A 16,992-nucleotide genomic window follows, 5' to 3' on the forward strand; every position below is an offset into this window, starting at 1 on the left:
CGAAGGCGCGCGACGCCTCCGGCACCGGCCGCGCGACTCGCGGTCGATCGCGGGTCAGGGGCTCAGGCCGCGGCACCCGCCATCGTGCGGCACATCTCCGCGCAGCGGCGACAGGCTTCCGCGCACCGCATCATCTGCGGATCCTCCGGCATGGCCATACACGCCTCCGCGCACATGTCGCATGCCTTGGCGCACATCCTGCACATCTCGGCCGCCATGGGCGACCTGCGCATTGTCATGTCCGCGCATATGCGGGTCATCTCGGTGCAGTCCATCAGCGCCCGCATGATCTGCATCTGGGCCTGACCACCCATCTGCAGGCAGGAGCTCATGGTCTCCTCGCAGATGCTGTGGCACGACATGCACGCCTCGACGCAGTCCTGCATCTCCTTGCTCAGTGCCGTGGCCGTTTGGGGCTGCTGCATGATTCCTCCTCGGGTTGCCGGGACCCGAACCGGGTCCCCTCGCCCCTCCGTCGTACGCCTCCCGGCCACCGCGCGCCATCGGGCGGACGCAAACAGTCCACATCCTCCGGTACGGCGTGTGCTCCCCTCCGCTACGGCATCCGTTCCACTCCGCTACGGCGTCCGCTTCCCTCCGCTAGGGAGTCCGGGCACCGTCTGACGCGGGGCATACTCCGGCCCGGCGGTGTCAGTGCCTGCCGCCCTTGCTGTCCTTTCCGCTCTCCGGCCAGACGCCGGTCGTGCGTTCGATGGCCTTGGCGCCGGCCCGGTCTACCGCACTGCGGACGACGGCGAAGATCGCTCCCTGAACGGCGGCCGCCAGCAGTACCTCGCGCCAGGTCCGTTCCCTGTCGAGGGCGTCCGGGGCGTCCTCCTCGTGGCGCAGCGCCTTCCACATCGCCTGGAAGGTCAGACCGGCCAGCGCTCCACTCGCCCAGCCGAGCACGAAGCCGAACGGTTTGTAGACGACCGGAAGCTTCTTCTTCTTGCGCACCTGGATCTCCTTCGCTCGGTTCGGGGCGTCAGGGACGTCCGGTTGCCGGGACCTCCTCGCCCGCAGGCACCGGTCCTGGCGGCGTACCGTCGCCGAACGGCCGCCCGCCCAGCTCCTGCCGGTGATGGGGCGTGAGCCACCCGGCCAGATCCGGGCCGACGGGCACGATGCGGGTCGGGTTGATGCCGGTGTGCACGCGGTAGTAGTGCCGCTTGATGTGATCGAAGTCGACGGTGTCACCGAAGCCGGGCGTCTGATAGAGGTCGCGGGCGTACGCCCACAGGACGGGATCCTCCGCCAGCTTCCACCGGTTGCACTTGAAGTGGCCGTGGTAGACGGCATCGAAGCGGACCAGCGTGGTGAACAACCGGATGTCCGCCTCCGTGAGCGTGTCTCCGACGAGGTAACGGCTGTCGGCGAGCCGCTTCGAGAGCGCTTCCAGGCGCCGGAAGACACCCGCGCAGGCTTCTTCGTACTCGCTCTGGCGCTTCGCGAACCCCGCCCGGTACACGCCGTTGTTGACGTCGTGGTAGACGTCCGCCATGACCTCGTCGATCTCGTCTCGCAGCCCTTCCGGATAGAGGTCGGGTGCGCCCGGGCGGTGCAACGCCGTCCACTCGGTGGCGAAGTCCAGCGTGATCTGCCGGAAGTCGTTCGTGACCAGCCGGCCGCTGGGTACGTCCACGATCGCCGGCACGCTGACGCCGCCGGGGTAGCCGGTCTCCCGGGCGTCGTAGGCCTCGCTGAGGTAGCGGATGCCGAGCACGGGATCGCGGCCGTCGGGGTCAAGGGTGAACCGCCAGCTGCGGTCGTCCTGGATGGGATCCGCGATGGCCAGGGAGAGCGCGCTCTCCAGCCCCAGCAGGCGACGCGAGACCACGGCACGGCTCGCCCATGGGCAGGCACGGCTGACGACCAGGCGGTAGCGGCCTGCCTCGACCGGCCAGCCGTCCCTTTCGTCCGCGGTGATGCGGTCCGTGAAGTGGCTCCTGGACCGGGTGAAGGCCTTGCGCCCGTATTCGGTGTTGCCGCCGCTGCTACCGCCGTTGCCGTCGCTGTCGTTGTAGCCGTCGCTGACGCTGTGGCGGCTCCTGCCTTGGTCGGTACGGCTCATTCCTGGTCTCTCCCTCCTGGTGCATGTGAGACGAATGCGGCTCGTGACGTCTGCAGTGCACTGTGGCGGCTGTTGTGGCGCGTCGCCGATCGTGCTCCTGGACGGCCGTCCCGGAGCTCGGTCCGGAAGGCGTCGCAGGACGAGTGCCCCTATTACGCCTTCTTTCGCCTCTTCGTTCCGCTCGATGACCGTGTGAGGCCGTGCCGTCGGGGCATTCGGCCGGAAGCGACGCGAGGACGCAGGCGAAGGCCGCGGACGAAGAAGGCAGAAGGCGAAGGCAGGCGAAGGAAAAGTGAAGTGAGCGAGACGTCGTCGGACCGGAAGACACGTGTCACCGTGCTCGTCGCACTCGGCGCCAACCTACTGATCGCCGTAGCCAAGGCGGCGGGCGGAGCTCTGACCGGATCACCGGCTCTGCTGTCGGAGGCGGCCCACTCCGTGGCCGACAGCTTCAACGAGGTCTTTCTCCTCGCCGCACTGCGCCGCAGCCGCCGGCCCGCCGACAGCCGGCACCCCTTCGGCTACGGCAAGGAGCGTTTCTCCTGGTCGTTGCTGGCGGCCGTCGGCATTTTCTTGACGGGCGGCTGCTTCTCCTTCTTCCAGGGGGTCGAGGCCCTGCGTAACGGCGCCCATGAGTCCCGCAGCGGGTACGCGGCGGGGCTTGTCGTCCTGGGGGTGGCGTTGGCGGCCGAGGGCGCGTCGTTGCTGCGTGCCCTTCACCAGGTGCGTGTGGAGGGGCGTTCCGCCGAGACGGTGGCGCGCGACCCTGCCCTGCGCACGGTCCTCGCCGAGGACGGCACGGCCGTGCTGGGCGTCGTCCTGGCGATCACCGGCATGGTGCTCCATATGATCACCGGACAGGTCGTATGGGAGGCGTCCGCCTCGCTCGCCATCGGGATGCTTCTGGTCTACGTCGCGTACCTGCTGGGCCGCGACTCTCGGGAACATCTGATCGGACGCGCTGCGGGCCAGGAACCGAGCCGCAGGATCCGTGCCCTCCTGGACGCGCAGCCCGAGATCGACAACGTGGAGTCACTTCTCACCATGCAGCTGGGCCTCGACTCGATGCTGGTCGCCGCCCGGATCGATCTGACTCCCGGTCTGGACAGCGAGGAGATCGAACTCGTCGCTGTTCGCATCAAGCGCTCCGTGTCCAACGTCGTGCCGGAGGCCGACCAGATCTTCCTCGACATCACCGAGGCCCCACCGCCGAAGGAGCCTGGAAAGCCCTTGGTTCAGGGACGTGCTGGTGCTGCACGGCGCGGGTGAAGCGCTCTCCCGTCGACGTCGTAGCGTGGTCCTGCTGATGTCGTGTGGTCGATGACGAGATGACGAGGAGTGGGGCGTGCTCAGTGGCGTGCTGATCGGAGAGAGCCTGCGTGTGGGCAGCGAGCTGAACAGCGTTCCGTTGCAGGTCACAACGGTGCGGAGGATCGAGGTCGGCAGTGCGGCGGCCGGGCAGCCCGGACGGTGGACCCTGCTGGACTTCCAGGCCGCGGAGGCCGACGCCGAGCGGCTGGCTGAGGCGATCGCCGGGTGCCTGGAGCCGGGTGCGTGGTACGTCAACTACAACACGACGACGGAGGCGTTCGTGGTGTTCGCCGGTCGTGTCTTCCGCTACCCACGAGGGGATGCCGCCTCGCGCACCCAGGTGCAGGCATACGGCCGCTCGGTCGGCGTTCCCGAACAGCAGCTGGACTGGGAGGACTGAGCGTCGCCGCCCGGAGGCGCGGAGGGCTGCGAAGCCGTGCGTCTCAGCGGGCCGGTCCGTGGAAGGCTGCGAAGCCGTGCGTCTCAGCGGGCCGGTCCGTGGAAGGCTGCGAAGGCGGACGTCGAAAGGCCCGGTCTGCGGAAGGCATCGCGACCGGACGCCGATGCGGACCGGTCCGCGGCGGGCGGGCGATACCGGTGCTCCTGCCGGTCGCCCGTACCCGTCAGTCCCGTTGCTCAGCCCAGTACCACCGAGGCGGCCGCCGCGATGATGGTGGCGAGTGCGGTCGCGAGCATGGCCGCTCGGACGGTGAGGCAGTTCAGCTCGCCCGGCCGCGGCGAGTACGCAACCGTGGTCCTGCCAGGGGCGGAAAGGTTACTGCGTACTGTCTGATCATCGGTGCGACGTTTCTCCGACTCGCGCAGCTCTTCACACCACGGGCAGTCCTCCGCATGACCGACTGGGCTGTCCAGCCAGTAGGCCCCTGTAAGCTGCGCGTCGGGCGTCGGAATCGGATTACCAGCAGAAGCGTTCATGCTTTGACCAACGTCCTTCGCGATCGCGCGGCAATGCATCCGGCCGGTTCTGCAACCGTCCCGTTATCAAGGTCTCGATTTTTGTCGATCACTCGACGTACGCCTGAGCGAGCCGGGCGCTGCCCCCTTGTCGCGGCGGGCAGTTGAGGTCGTACGAGACGCATGCATGGATCCTCCAGGGGAACCCGGTGCGGCATGGGAACGCTGAGCCGATGGGAACGGAGGGTGGAGCGCTGGGAAAGCGCTCTGCTGGCCAAGGTTTTCCGGAGCGACCCCGTCCAACTGCTCGACGCTCTGCGGCGGGAGTGCGATGACCACGCTGTGGTGTGCAGCGAGAGCCGTGTACTGGTCCCCAACGTCTACAGAGTCGAACTCGTCGGGTCCATCCACGACGAACTGGCCGGACGACGCGGCGAGGTGGGCCAAGTGCTCACGGATGTCCTGGACCGGCACGCTGACACGAACGGCTATGAATGGGCGGGTCCGCTCACCGTCCACGTGACCAGGGTCCGTCGTCCGCCCAACGGCCGGTACCGCGTGGTGAGCAATGCCAGGAGTCACGGCATCGCGCCCGCGCACACCGGTGCCGTGCACCCGGGGGCTTGAAGCGGGTTTGGCGCAGCGGCAGATGGTGTGTGGTGCGGCGGTGGAGCGCCCCGGTGCCGCTGCGCCCACCCGTGCCGCTTGGCAGTCAGACCCGGCGCACCACATGGATCAGGTATTCCTTGCGGTTGAGCGGGTTGTGGTCGGTGCGCGGGCGTGTCGGTGGAGTGCCCCGGACCGGTTCGTAGCGGTCGAAGGCGCATTCCAGTACGCCCTCACCGCGCGTCAGGCCCGGCAGCAGCTGCTCCAGTTCGTGCACCCGGGCCGCGGGGATGTCGCCCTCCAGCGCGGTGGTCGTCCCGTGGGTGGAAGGTGTACGTGGGAAGGCACGCAGCCGAGCCAGTACTGGCAGCAGCGGTCCGAACAGGTCGGCTGGGATCTCGAGCCGGAACCGGTGCATAGGTTCGTACACCGTGGTGCCGGCCTGCCGCAGGGCGGTCATCAGGACGAGCGGTGTCAGATTGCGGAAGTCACCGGCCGTACTCGACATGCTCTTGTCGAAGACGCCGTGTGAATGGCTCTGCCGCGCCCAGTAACCGGAGTGCGTCATGGTGACCGTGCAGTCGGTCACGTGCCAGCCGTGAATTCCCTCGCGCAGGGTGTCGTGGACGGTTTCCTCCACCGCCTTGATGAACGAGAACGGCATGGAGCCGAGTTCGACCTCCAAGCGGAAGGCGATCCCGGAGCCGATGGGTGCCGGATCGATCCGGAGCCCGACCGTGGCGAGAAACGGATTTGGCTGCTTGCCGATCATCTCGGCAGCAGAACCCGTACCCGTCGGCCGTTCGATGCAGATGGTCGTCGACTCGCGGAAAGAGACGTCCAGGCCGAAGTCGTTCGCCAGCGTCGCCTGGATGACCTCTTTCTGCACTTCGCCGTAGAGCGAGACAGACACCTCTTGCCGCATGTCGTCCTGCCGCAGATTGATCAGCGGATCCTGCTCGGCGAGCTGGGCCAGTGCGGTATGCAACGCACCCTTGTCGGTGGGGTGGCCGGGAATCACGACCGTTTCGAGAGTCGGCGGAGCGAAATGGCCGCCCTCCGCGGGTGTCTTTCGCGGCATACCGATCTCGTCGCCGATTCGGATGTCGCCGAGTCCCCAGAGTTTCCCGATCTGCCCAGCGGTGACGGACGATCGCCGGACGGCCGAGCCGTGCTCGAACACACTGATCGCGGTGACTTTCGCCGCCTCGTCAGTCCGGTTTCCCACCGGGTTCCATTCATGTGGGTTTCCGAGATCGCCGTCGTGTTTCCCGTGGTCGCTGCGGAAGTTCAGCCTGTCCCGCGTGCGCACGGTTCCGGAGAGCATCCGCACGTACGCGATCTTCTCCCCGGCCGGACCGCGCTCGACCTTGAACACGGTGCCGGAGACAGGCCCGTCCACATCGCCCTGCGCCGCAGGCAGCAGTTCCCTGATGCCGTCCATCAGCGCACCCACACCCGCGCCGGTGATGGCCGAGCCGAAGAACACCGGGTGGACGAACGCCTGCCGGGTCTGTGCCGCCAGCTGGTCCCGGAGCCGTTCGTACGAAAGGGTCGTCTCGTCCTCGACATACGCGGCAAGGAGCGCGTCGTCCTGATCGGCGAGCACGTCTACCAGCAGGGACCTGAATTCCTTGTCGTCGGCGGCATAGGGTGTGTACCGGGCGTCGCGGGTGCCGAGCCCGTCCGTCGAGCCCATCGGGACCGACGACGGGGCGAGTTTCTCGGAGATATGCCGCAGCACGCGGTCGTATTGTGCGCCGCTGCGGTCGATCTTGTTCACGAAAACGAGCGTGGGAATGCGCAACCGCTGCAGCGTCCGCATCAGTACGCGGGTCTGCGCCTGTACGCCTTCCACAGCGGAGACGACGAGCACCGCACCGTCGAGCACATTGAGTACCCGCTCCACCTCGGCGATGAAATCCGGGTGGCCGGGGGTGTCGATCAGATTCACCGTGATGTCGTCGATGGCGAAGGAGACGACGGCGGACTTGATCGTGATGCCGCGTTGCCGTTCCAGGGCCAGGGAATCCGTCTGAGTGCTGCCCTGGTCGACGCTGCCGATCTCGTCGATGACACCGGCGGCGTGCAGCAGCCGCTCGGTCAGGCTCGTCTTACCGGCGTCGACGTGCGCGAGAATTCCCAAGTTCAGTGTTTTCACTGCGTGCCATGTCCTTCGGATGCGTGACGATTCCGTTCTTCGTGGACATGAACGCAGTGCGCATCTACTGCTCCTTGGTGGGTCAGCCGGTAGTTCGGTCTTCGGTAGTGCAGCAGACGGGCCCACCGGCGGGCAACCGAATTGTTCCGCTCCAATTCGGTGGCGTTGTGGGGGATGACGTCGCTACCGTCACGCCGGTGATCATGATCATCTGGCATTTCCAGCTGGCTGGGCCCTGAGGTCGACCGGGCCCTGAGAGCGGTCTCGGACGCCGCTGTCCGGGCGCGCCCACGACGCACCCGGACAGTGGATTCCGGCTCAGCGGCGGCCGTCGCCCGCCCGGCTCGGATCCGGCTCGGGACAGCGGACGGCAGCCGCCTGTCGGGTTATTACCGGTGCGCCCCGAACCAGGACATCGCCGGAAGCGCCTTGTCGTCGTAGCCGAACAGCGCCTGGTTCTCCCAGCCGTTGCCGGAGGTCGAGTCCGTCGGGTCCCAGCCATTGCCGGTGACCGCGGTCCAGGTGGACTCCCAGTAGAAGACACCGAGGCCGCGGCCGTTCGGGACGGCCTCCACGATGTTCATGATGTCCCGCAGCCAGGCGGACTGGCCGGCCGTCGAGGCCGCGTACCCGGACACCAGCTCACCGGTCGTGTCGATGATGTTCTCGTGCGAGTCCTCGCTGTCCAGCCGGAACGGGTAGGCCGTCTCGGCGACGAAGACGGGCTTCCCGTAACGGGACGCAGCGTCGTCCAGCGTGGTCTGGAAGTCGTAGAGCGAACCGTGCCAGTAGCCGTAGTACGACAGGCCGATGGCGTCGAACTTCACGCCGTTGGCGACCGCGTTGTCGAACCACCAGCGGGTGCCCGACAGGTCACCGCCCTTGGCGAGGTGCAGCGCCACGGTCGTGGACGAGCTGACCGCCTTGACCGCGTCGTAGCCCGAGTTGAGCAGACCGGCGAGCTGCGACCAATTGTCGGTGGAGCCCTCGGACCACAGCATGCCGCCGTTGATCTCGTTGCCGACCTGCACCATGTCGGCCGTCGTGCCCTGGGCCTTGAGAGCGTTCAGGACGTCGTACGTGTGGTTGTAGACGTCCGTCTTCAGCTGGCTGTACGAGTGCCCGGACCAGGCGGCCGGCTTGGTCTGCGCGCCCGGGTCGGCCCAGGTGTCCGAGTAGTGGAAGTCGACGAGCAACTTCATGCCCTGCGTCTTGATGCGCTTGGCCATCGCCAGCACGCGCGTCTTGTTGTTGTAGCCGTCGGCCGGGTTCACCCATACCTTGAGGCGGGCGTAGTTCTGACCGGCGGACTTCAGGATGGCGAGCGCGTCGCCGGTCGTGCCGGAGCTGGTCTTGTAGGCACCGCCGAGGGCCTCGCTCTTCGCGAGTGACGAGACGTCGGAGCCCTTGATGGACAGGCCGGTCTTGCCCGACGTGAACGTCAGGTCGTCCACGTTGATCCAGTTGCCCGCGTTGGCGTCGGAATTGATGCTGATCGTGCACTGGGTGTTCGTCACCGCGATGGAGGTGACGATCCGTATCCAGCCGCTCGAGGAGACCGGCAGGTCCGTGCGCTGTTCCGAACTTCCGCAGTTCTTCAGCGCGATGTACGCGGAGTTCTGGCCGCCGCCCGAACGCACCCACGCCGTGAGGGTGTAGTTCCCGTTGGTCAGCCCGGACAGGTACTGGTACGTCTCCACCTTGTACGCGGACGACGACCAGTGGGTGAGGCGGTAGCTGCCGCTGTGGCCGCCGGCTTCGGTGAAGGAGGCGGAGTTCTGGCCGGCCGCGGAGTAGGTCGACCAGCCGGTCGGGGTTGCCGTACCGGTGCCGTTCGACTCGAAGCCGCCGTTGGTGAGCGTGGATGCCGCGTGGGCGGCGGTTGCGGGAAGTGCCGTGAAGGCGAGGCCGGCTGCCAGCGGGAGGAGCAGGGCCCGCAGGGTGCGTCTCGGATGGAACATCGTTGGTCCCTTCGACGAGATTCAATTGAGGCGGGGGGTGGGTTGGAGTGGCGGCGTCCTGCCCGGAGCCGGACAAGACGCCGCACGTACCGGCCGGGGATCCCCCCACGGTCCCGGCCGGCGATCAAAGGGGGCGGCCGCCCGAGCGCGTACGAACCGCTGCGGTCGGCCCTTGCGGCGTGCGCCTCGACGGTCAGCCGTCGAGGCGCACATCCCGTGCGGTCAGCCGTCGAGGCGTACGACCCGTACGGCGCCCGCGGGCACCGCGAGACGGCCCGCGGCGCGCTCGCCCGTCAGCAGCTCGGTGCCGTGAGCCTCCAGTGGCACCTTGGCGTCCGACGCGGTGTGGTTGATCACGAAGAGGTAGCGGCCGGACTCGCCTGAGCGGGTCACCACCTCCACGTCGCGCGGGAGGTCGGCGCGCGGCGCGATCCGGGCGTCCTCGCAGGCCCAGCCCAGAAGGACGTCGAGGTCGCGGGGCGCGAGACGCGTGGAGACGTACCAGGCCGTGCCCTCGCCGAGGCGGTTGCGGGTGACGGCCGGGCCTCCGGCGGCGAGCCCGTCCGCGTACGTCCATACGGTGTCGGCGCCGCGCGGGGTGACGAACTCCGTCCAGACGTCACCCGAGAGCTCGGAACCGTCCGCCGCCGTGATCCGTACCTGCTCTCCCTGGAGGAGCGGTGAGAACTCCTCGACGGTCAGGCCGAGTACGTCCCGCAGGACGCCCGGGTACGGGCCCTCGTGGACGGCGTCGTGCTCGTCGACGATGCCGGAGAAGTACGAGACGACGAGGGTGCCGCCGTTCTCCACGTACGCGCGGAGGTTCCGGCCCGCGGCCTCGGTGGCCAGGTAGAGCGCCGGGACGACGACAAGGGGATACGCCGACAAGTCGCTTTCCGGGTGGGCGAAGTCGACCGTGAGGTGCCGGTCGTACAGCGCCTCGTAGAACGCGTCGGCGCGCTCGCGCGCGTCATGGTCTTCGCTGGGCCGCCACTCCAGGGACTGCGCCCACCAGGACTGCCAGTCCCACACCATCGCGACGTCGGCGACCGTGCGCGTACCGCGCAGCGAGCCCAACGCATCGACATCCGCACCCAGTCGGACCACCTCGCGCCACACCCGCGAGTCGGTACCCGCGTGCGGCAGCATCGCCGAGTGGAACTTCTCGGCGCCGCGCCGGGACTGCCGCCACTGGAAGAACATCGCGCCGTCGGAGCCGCGCGCGACATGCGTGAGGGAGTTGCGGGCCATCTGGCCGGGCGCCTTGGCCGGGTTGCGCGGCTGCCAGTTGACGCCGGACGTGGAGTGCTCCAGGAGCAGCCACGGGGCGCCGCCGCCCACGGAGCGGGTGATGTCGGCGGCCATCGCGAGGTTGACGTGCGTACGGCGGCCGTCGGTGATCAGGTAGTGGTCGTTGGTGACGATGTCGACCTCGCGGCCCCACGCCCAGTAGTCGACGGAGTCGCACTGGCTGAGCGCCGTCATGAAGTTGGTCGTGACCGGGACGCCGGGGGAGAGGCGGTGCAGGATGTCGCGCTCTCGTACGAAGTTCTCGCGCATCGTGGCGTCGGCGAAGCGGCGGTAGTCCAGCTGCTGGGCCGGGTTGGCCGCGGTGGGCGTCAGCCGGGGCGGGTCGATCTGGTCGAAGGCGGTGTAGCGCTGGCCCCAGAATGTCGTTCCCCAGGCCTCGTTGACCGCCTCGACCGATCCGTACGTGGTGTCCAGCCAGCGGCGGAAGTGTTCCGCGCAGGTGTCGCAGTAGCAGGCCGAGACGGGAACGCCGTACTCGTTGTGGACGTGCCACATGGCGACGGCCGGATGCGCTCCGTAGCGCTGGGCCAGCTGCGTGGTGATGCCGGCCGCCGCGTCGCGGTAGGCCGGGTTGCTGTGGCAGATCGCGCCGCGTGAGCCGAACGCGAGGCGGACGCCCTCGCGGGTCACCGGCAGCGCGTCGGGGTGGGACCGGTAGAACCAGGCCGGCGGGCAGACGGTGGGCGTGCCGAGGTCGGCGCGGATGCCGTTCTCGTGCAGCAGGTCCAGGAGGCGGTCGAGCCAGCCGAAGTCGTGGACGCCCGGTTCGGGCTCCAGCAGGGCCCAGGAGAAGATCCCGACGCTGACCATGGTCACGCCGGCCTCACGCATCAGCGCGACGTCCTCGTGCCAGACGCTCTCCGGCCACTGCTCGGGGTTGTAGTCCCCGCCGAAGGCCAGCCGGGTGAGGCCCTTGGGTGCTGCGGCCCCCGCGACCGCAGGGGAAGCCGACTTCGCGGTCTGCGCCGCTTCCGAGCCGTCCGGCATGGATGTCTCCTGAAATTATCGATCAATTGGGAACGTGCACACACGGCGGTGGCGACGTCAGCCAAACATAACCGCACAGCAACAACCATTGACAAGTGTCCTGGATGTTTCTCTACTGTGAACGCTCACAGAAGCATGGCAGGTCTCCGCAGCAGGCGGAGACCCAGGTCAGGGGAGATACATCCATGCCGTTCACGTCGCACCGTCGGCTCCGTCAAGCAGCCGCCACCGCCGTCGCCGTCGCTCTCGGCGCTTCCACGCTCGCCGCCTGCGGCTCGTCCGACGACGACAGCGACGAGGCCCAGTCGGGGCCGGTCTCGCTCACGTACTGGACCTGGGCGCCGGGGATGGACAAGGTCGCGGACATCTGGAACAAGGGTCCGGGCAAGAAGGCGCAGATCAAGGTCGTGGTGAAGAAGCAGGCGTCCGGTGACACGCTCGTCACCAAGATCCTGACCGCGGCCAAGGCCCACAAGGCCCCCGACCTGGTCCAGGCCGAGTACCAGGCGCTGGCGACCCTCGTCAGCAACGACGTGCTCGCCGACATATCCGGCGAGGTCAAGGGGGTCGACAAGAAGTTCGCCCCCGGCATCTGGCAGCAGGTCACGCTCGGCTCGGACGCCGTCTACGCGATCCCGCAGGACTCCGCACCGATGGCCTTCTACTACCGCGAGGACCTCTTCAAGAAGTACGGCCTCGAGGTCCCGAAGACCTGGGACGAGTTCGCCGAGACCGCGCGCAAGCTGAAGAAGAAGGCCCCGGACAAGGACCTCACCACGTTCTCCGCCAACGACTCCGGTCTGTTCGCCGGACTCTCCCAGCAGGCCGGCGCGAAGTGGTGGACCATCGACGGCGAGAAGTGGAAGGTCGGCATCGACGACACCGCGACGCAGAAGGTCGCCGACTTCTGGGGCGGCCTCGTCAAGGACGACGTCATCGACAACCAGCCGATGTACACCCCGGCCTGGAACAAGGCGCTCAACACCGGCAAGCAGATCGCCTGGGTGAGCGCGGTCTGGGCGCCCGGCACCCTCACCACCGCGGCCCCCGACACCAAGGGCAAGTGGGCCATGGCGCCGCTCCCGCAGTGGACCGAGGGCGAGTCGGTGACCGGCAGCTGGGGCGGATCCACCATCGCCGTCACCAACGACAGCAAGCACAAGGACGCCGCCGCCAAGTTCTCCACCTGGCTCAACACCTCCCCCGAGGCGCTCGCAGCGCTGGTGAAGGAGAGCGGCATCTACCCGGCCGCTACCGCCGCCCAGACCGGTGACGCGCTGTCCCAGGCCCCCGAGTTCTTCTCGAACCAGCCCGACTTCTACACCGAGGCCGCCGAGATCGCGAAGAACACGGCGCCCGCGGCCTGGGGTCCCAACGTGAACGTCGCCTACACCTCCTTCAAGGACGCCTTCGGCAAGGCCGCCAAGAACAAGTCCGACTTCGGTGCCGCCCTGACGACCATGCAGGACGCCACCGTCGCGGACCTCAAGAAGCAGGGCTTCGAGGTCGCTGAGTGACCAGCGCACGCCGGAAGACGTACGGGGTGAAGGGCGCCCCGTACCTCTTCCTCGTCCCGGCAACCCTGCTCTTCGCCCTGTTCTTCGCGCTCCCCATCGGGTACGCGCTGTGGCTCAGCCTGCACAAGATCGAGGTCAAGGGCCTCGGCTTGGGCAAGGGCGCCCGTCACGAGGCCTGGGCGGGCTTCGGCAACTACGCCGACGCGCTCTCCGACCCCGAACTCCTCGACGGCGCCCTGCGCGTCCTCGGCTACGGCGCGATCGTGGTCCCGGTGATGCTCGGCCTCGCCCTGCTCTTCGCGCTGATGCTCGACACCGACCGGGTACGGCTCGCACCGTTCAGCCGACTCGCGATCTTCCTGCCCTACGCCATCCCCGGTGTCATCGCAGCACTCCTGTGGGGCTTCCTCTACCTCCCGGACCTCAGCCCCTTCCACTTCGTCCTCGACAAGCTGGGGCTGCCGCAGCCGGACCTGCTGGACGGCGGGCCGCTGTACCTCTCCCTGTCGAACATCGCGGTCTGGGGCGGCACCGGCTTCAACATGATCGTCATCTACACCTCGCTGCGGGCGATACCCGCCGAGGTGTACGAGGCGGCCAAGCTGGACGGCTGCTCGCAGCTGCAGATCGCGCTGCGGATCAAGATCCCGATGGTGGCGCCCTCGCTGGTGCTGACCTTCTTCTTCTCGATCATCGCGACGCTGCAGGTCTTCAGCGAGCCGACCACCCTCCGACCCCTCACCAACTCCCTCTCCACCACCTGGAGTCCGCTCATGAAGGTGTACCAGGACGCCTTCGGCAAGGGCGACACGTACTCGGCGGCCGCCACCGCCGTGATCATCGCCGTCGTCACGCTCGTCCTGTCCTTCGGCTTCCTGCGCGCCGCGAACTCCCGCAACAAGCAGGAGGAAACACGATGAGCTCTGTCGCCCTGCGCAAGGCCGCACCGGCCGCCGGCACGACGCCCGGCACCGCCCAGGGGCCGCCGCGGCGCCGCCGTATCGCCCTGGTCCCGACCGTCACCCTGTTTCTCGGAGCGCTCTACTGCCTGCTGCCCGTCGCGTGGGTGGTGGTCGCCTCCACCAAGTCGGGCCGTGAGTTGTTCTCCACCTTCACGTTCCTGCCGGGCACCGGATTCGCCGACAACGTCAAGGACCTGTCGGCGTACCGCGACGGCATCTACTGGGAGTGGATGGGCAACTCCGCTCTGTACGCGGGCCTCGGCGCCCTGCTGTCCACGGCCGTCTCGGCCGTCAGCGGCTACGCCCTCGCCATCTACCGCTTCCGCGGCCGCGAGACCATCTTCAACATCCTGCTCGCCGGGGTGCTGATGCCGCCGGTGATCCTCGCCGTGCCCCAGTATCTGCTGCTCGCCAAGGTGGACCTCACCGACTCCTACGCGTCGGTGCTCCTTCCGCTCATCCTCTCCCCGTACGGGGTGTATCTCGCGCGGATCTACGCCGCCGCGGCCGTACCCAGCGATGTGGTCGAGGCGGGCCGGATGGACAACGCGAGCGAGTGGCGGATCTTCACCAGGATCGCGCTGCCGATGATGATCCCCGGACTGGTGACGGTCTTCCTGTTCCAGTTCGTAGCCATCTGGAACAACTTCCTGCTGCCGTACATCATGCTCAGCGACGACGAGAAGTTCCCGATCACCCTCGGGCTGTTCACGCTCCTCGAACAGGGCTCCAACACCCCGGTGCTGTACACCCTGGTCATCACCGGTGCCCTGCTTGCGGTCGTCCCGCTCATCGCGCTGTTCCTGGTCATCCAGCGGTTCTGGAGCCTGGACCTGCTGTCCGGGGCCGTAAAGTCGTGACCATGCTGCATCCCCTGGGGGACACCCCCCGGACCCCCGGCCGGAAAGGCGCACTCGGCGCGCCCACAAGAGGTGATTCCCTGTGACCCAGACGGGGGGCAGGCGCAAGCCGCCGACGATCCATGACGTGGCCCGCGAGGCCGGAGTCTCGCGGGGCACGGTGTCCCGTGTCCTCAACGGCGGGCACTACGTCAGCCCCGCCGCGCAGGAAGCGGTCAACGCCGCGATCCGCAAGACCGGGTACGTCGTCAACCGGCACGCCCGGTCGCTGATCACGGGCCGTTCGGACTCCGTGGGCTTCCTGCTCACGGAGCCGCAGGAGAAGTTCTTCGAGGACCCCAACTTCAACGTGCTGCTGCGGGGATGCACGCAGGCGCTGGCCGCACACGACATCCCGCTGCTGCTCATGATCGCGGGAACGGAGGACGAACGCCGGCGGATCAGCCGGTACATCACCGCCGGCCACGTCGACGGAGTACTGCTGGTCTCCAGCCACTCCGGCGACCCGGTCGCCGCCGAACTGCGCGACGCCGGGGTCCCGCTGGTGGCCTGCGGCAAGCCCATCGGGCAGGCGTCCAAGGTGAGTTACGTCGCCGCTGACGACCGGGACGGCGCCCGCGACATGGTCCGGCACCTGCTGTCGCTGGGCCGTCGGCGCATCGGCATGATCACCGGTCCGCTCGACACCCCGGGCGGCGTCGAACGCCTCGCGGGCTACCGCGAGGTGCTCGGCGAGGCGGGCGTCGAGGTCGACGAACGCCTCATCGTCCCCGGCGACTACAGCCGCGCCGGGGGAGAGGCCGGAGCGGCCGAACTCCTCGCCCGCGTACCGGACCTGGACGCACTGTTCGTCGCCTCCGACCTCATGGCCCAGGGTGCGCTGAGCGCGCTGCAGCGGGCGGGCCGGCGCGTGCCGGAGGACGTCGCGGTCGGCGGCTTCGACGACTCGCCTGCGGCCACCGCGGCCAGCCCGGCCCTCACCACGATCCGCCAGCCGTGGGACCGCATCAGCGCCGAGATGGTACGGGTGCTGCTCGCGCAGATCGGCGGCGAGGACCCGTCCGCGGTGATACTCCCGACCGAGCTGGTCAAGCGGGAGTCGGCCTGACGGTGAGGGTGACGTGGCCGGCGGCCTTGAGCGTGCGGAGGACGGGGGCGCTCTCGAGGGTGCGGATCCCGTCGAGGGTGCCGAGCCGGCGGGTCAGGTAGCGGTGCAGGTCGGCGGGGTCGGAGCACAATGCCTGGGCGAGGAGGTTGGTCGGCCCGGTGGTGGCGACGACCACGGCGAGTTCGTGGTGGGTGGCGAGCGTGGTCGCGACATGGTCGAGCTCCGCGGGTGCGACGGCCATCCAGAGGAGCGCCTGCGTTCTGACGCCGTATGCGGCGACGTCGATCTCCACGTCGAGGAAGACGGTGCCGCGGGCGCGTAGATCACTCAGGCGCCGGGCAACCGTGGCCTGTGACCAGCCGGTGGCTGCGGCCAGTTGAGCGTACGAGGCGCGGCCGTCATGGCGCAGGGCGTCGATGAGCGCATGGTCCGCGCTGGTCAGCGGTCCATGGCCGGCCGGGGTCGGGAGCACCGGGCGGAGCTGTTCTTGCTGGCGGCGGCTGAGTGTCTGAAGGCGGCCATGCCATGCTGTGGGCCCGCCCAGGTATGTGTGCAGCAGGCCCTGATCGCCGGGCTCGCCCTCCTGCCGTGGACGGCAGGAGGGCCATCGCATCGTGGTCTCGGGTGCGTATTTGGTGCCTCACTACGGACCACGGATGATGTTTGCCGGGCTGGCCGTCATGCTCGTGGGCCTGGACGGTGCCAGCGCCATGTACCACACCGCACGGCCTGGCACCTCTCACTGCCGTTGGGACCGGCAACAGACTGTTCACCACAGCCCTGTCCCGTGTCCGGCCCCACGAGACCGGCTCCGCCGCCGGTCTGCTCAACGCCGTCCAGCAACTGGGTGCGACGCTCGGGACCGCCGTCCTCGGTACTGCTTTCCTCCGCACCATCGGCGTCGGTGCGGTCCGCGCGGCCGGCGTAGTCCACGCCGCCCAGGTCGCCTTCTGGCTGGCAGCCGGGCTTCTCGCCGCCACCACGATGACCGCGTCCCTCATGCTGGGCCGCCACCTGCAAGCGGAAGGCGACTTCGGCGGACCTTCGACTCCACGTTGAGTTGATCCGAGGCGGGCGCGCGCCGCCGTGCGCGCGCCGCCGTGCCGCGCCCGGACGCCGTCCGCAGCAGCCGCCGAGCGGCCGATCCGGCGGTGGCGAGGCAGCATGGTTAGTGCCGAGTGTTGGTGTTGGTGGCGCGTGGTTGGTGCCTGGACCGGAGCAC

At 68.5% G+C, this 16,992-nt stretch carries 16 protein-coding genes; 8 read left to right on the forward strand and 8 right to left on the reverse strand.

All coding sequences use genetic code 11. The features are described 5' to 3' along the window. Positions 1–62: 62 nt before the first annotated feature. The 3 genes from ABT009_RS03805 to ABT009_RS03815 form a co-directional block, all read right to left on the reverse strand. Positions 63–425, reverse strand: a complete 363-nt coding sequence (locus tag ABT009_RS03805) for a four-helix bundle copper-binding protein (protein WP_351289170.1) — start codon at positions 423–425, stop codon at positions 63–65. Positions 426–651: 226 nt separating this feature from the next. Further along, positions 652–957, reverse strand: coding sequence for a DUF4235 domain-containing protein (locus ABT009_RS03810; RefSeq protein WP_351289172.1), 306 nt, complete (start codon positions 955–957; stop codon positions 652–654). Between the two features lie 28 nt (positions 958–985). Beyond that, entirely contained in the window at positions 986–2,071 is a 1,086-nt protein-coding gene (locus ABT009_RS03815; protein ID WP_351289174.1) for a glutathione S-transferase family protein, read from the reverse strand. A gap of 297 nt (positions 2,072–2,368) precedes the next feature. Here ABT009_RS03815 and ABT009_RS03820 point away from each other — a divergent pair, with 297 nt between their 5' ends. Both ABT009_RS03820 and ABT009_RS03825 read left to right on the forward strand, forming a co-directional pair. Further along, complete coding sequence (locus tag ABT009_RS03820) at positions 2,369–3,340, forward strand: cation diffusion facilitator family transporter (RefSeq protein ID WP_351289176.1); 972 nt, start codon at positions 2,369–2,371, stop codon at positions 3,338–3,340. Positions 3,341–3,416: 76 nt separating this feature from the next. Beyond that, a complete protein-coding gene (locus ABT009_RS03825; protein ID WP_351289178.1) occupies positions 3,417–3,782 on the forward strand; it encodes a hypothetical protein in 366 nt (121 codons plus the stop codon). A 236-nt stretch (positions 3,783–4,018) separates the two neighbouring features. Here the strand turns inward: ABT009_RS03825 and ABT009_RS03830 are convergent, their stop codons facing one another. Next, a complete protein-coding gene (locus tag ABT009_RS03830; RefSeq protein WP_351289180.1) occupies positions 4,019–4,318 on the reverse strand; it encodes a hypothetical protein in 300 nt (99 codons plus the stop codon). Positions 4,319–4,513: 195 nt separating this feature from the next. Between ABT009_RS03830 and ABT009_RS03835 the strand changes: the two genes are divergently transcribed. Next, complete coding sequence (locus tag ABT009_RS03835) at positions 4,514–4,924, forward strand: DUF3662 domain-containing protein (protein ID WP_351289182.1); 411 nt, start codon at positions 4,514–4,516, stop codon at positions 4,922–4,924. Between the two features lie 85 nt (positions 4,925–5,009). Here ABT009_RS03835 and ABT009_RS03840 read toward each other — a convergent pair whose 3' ends face one another. From ABT009_RS03840 to ABT009_RS03850, 3 genes are all read right to left on the reverse strand, one after another. Beyond that, entirely contained in the window at positions 5,010–7,064 is a 2,055-nt protein-coding gene (locus tag ABT009_RS03840; protein ID WP_351289184.1) for a GTP-binding protein, read from the reverse strand. Positions 7,065–7,453: 389 nt separating this feature from the next. Beyond that, entirely contained in the window at positions 7,454–9,025 is a 1,572-nt protein-coding gene (locus ABT009_RS03845; protein WP_351289186.1) for a glycoside hydrolase family 53 protein, read from the reverse strand. Between the two features lie 222 nt (positions 9,026–9,247). Continuing rightward, positions 9,248–11,323 carry a beta-galactosidase gene (locus tag ABT009_RS03850; protein WP_351289188.1) on the reverse strand — a complete coding sequence of 692 codons (2,076 nt, stop codon included), beginning with the start codon at positions 11,321–11,323 and terminating at the stop codon, positions 9,248–9,250. A 185-nt stretch (positions 11,324–11,508) separates the two neighbouring features. Between ABT009_RS03850 and ABT009_RS03855 the strand changes: the two genes are divergently transcribed. The 4 genes from ABT009_RS03855 (at position 11,509) to ABT009_RS03870 (ending at position 15,770) form a co-directional block, all read left to right on the forward strand. Beyond that, a complete protein-coding gene (locus ABT009_RS03855) occupies positions 11,509–12,840 on the forward strand; it encodes an extracellular solute-binding protein (protein ID WP_351289190.1) in 1,332 nt (443 codons plus the stop codon). Continuing rightward, on the forward strand, positions 12,837–13,760 hold the full coding sequence (locus ABT009_RS03860) for a carbohydrate ABC transporter permease (protein WP_351289192.1): 924 nt from the start codon (positions 12,837–12,839) through the stop codon (positions 13,758–13,760). The genes ABT009_RS03855 and ABT009_RS03860 overlap by 4 nt, the downstream gene beginning before the upstream one ends. Further along, positions 13,757–14,662: a carbohydrate ABC transporter permease gene (locus ABT009_RS03865; RefSeq protein ID WP_351289194.1), complete on the forward strand. Its 906-nt coding sequence runs from the start codon at positions 13,757–13,759 to the stop codon at positions 14,660–14,662. The genes ABT009_RS03860 and ABT009_RS03865 overlap by 4 nt, the downstream gene beginning before the upstream one ends. Positions 14,663–14,744: 82 nt before the next feature. Continuing rightward, positions 14,745–15,770, forward strand: a complete 1,026-nt coding sequence (locus ABT009_RS03870; protein WP_351289196.1) for a LacI family DNA-binding transcriptional regulator — start codon at positions 14,745–14,747, stop codon at positions 15,768–15,770. On the opposite strand, the gene ABT009_RS03875 is transcribed toward ABT009_RS03870, so the two are convergent. After that, positions 15,751–16,242, reverse strand: a complete 492-nt coding sequence (locus ABT009_RS03875) for an Lrp/AsnC family transcriptional regulator (RefSeq protein WP_351289198.1) — start codon at positions 16,240–16,242, stop codon at positions 15,751–15,753. The genes ABT009_RS03870 and ABT009_RS03875 overlap by 20 nt on opposite strands. Before the next feature lie 227 nt (positions 16,243–16,469). Between ABT009_RS03875 and ABT009_RS03880 the strand changes: the two genes are divergently transcribed. Continuing rightward, on the forward strand, positions 16,470–16,829 hold the full coding sequence (locus ABT009_RS03880) for an MFS transporter (RefSeq protein ID WP_351289200.1): 360 nt from the start codon (positions 16,470–16,472) through the stop codon (positions 16,827–16,829). Positions 16,830–16,992: the final 163 nt, after the last annotated feature.

The sequence above is a fragment of the Streptomyces sp. NPDC002896 genome, from assembly GCF_040295225.1.
GTDB lineage: Bacteria > Actinomycetota > Actinomycetes > Streptomycetales > Streptomycetaceae > Streptomyces.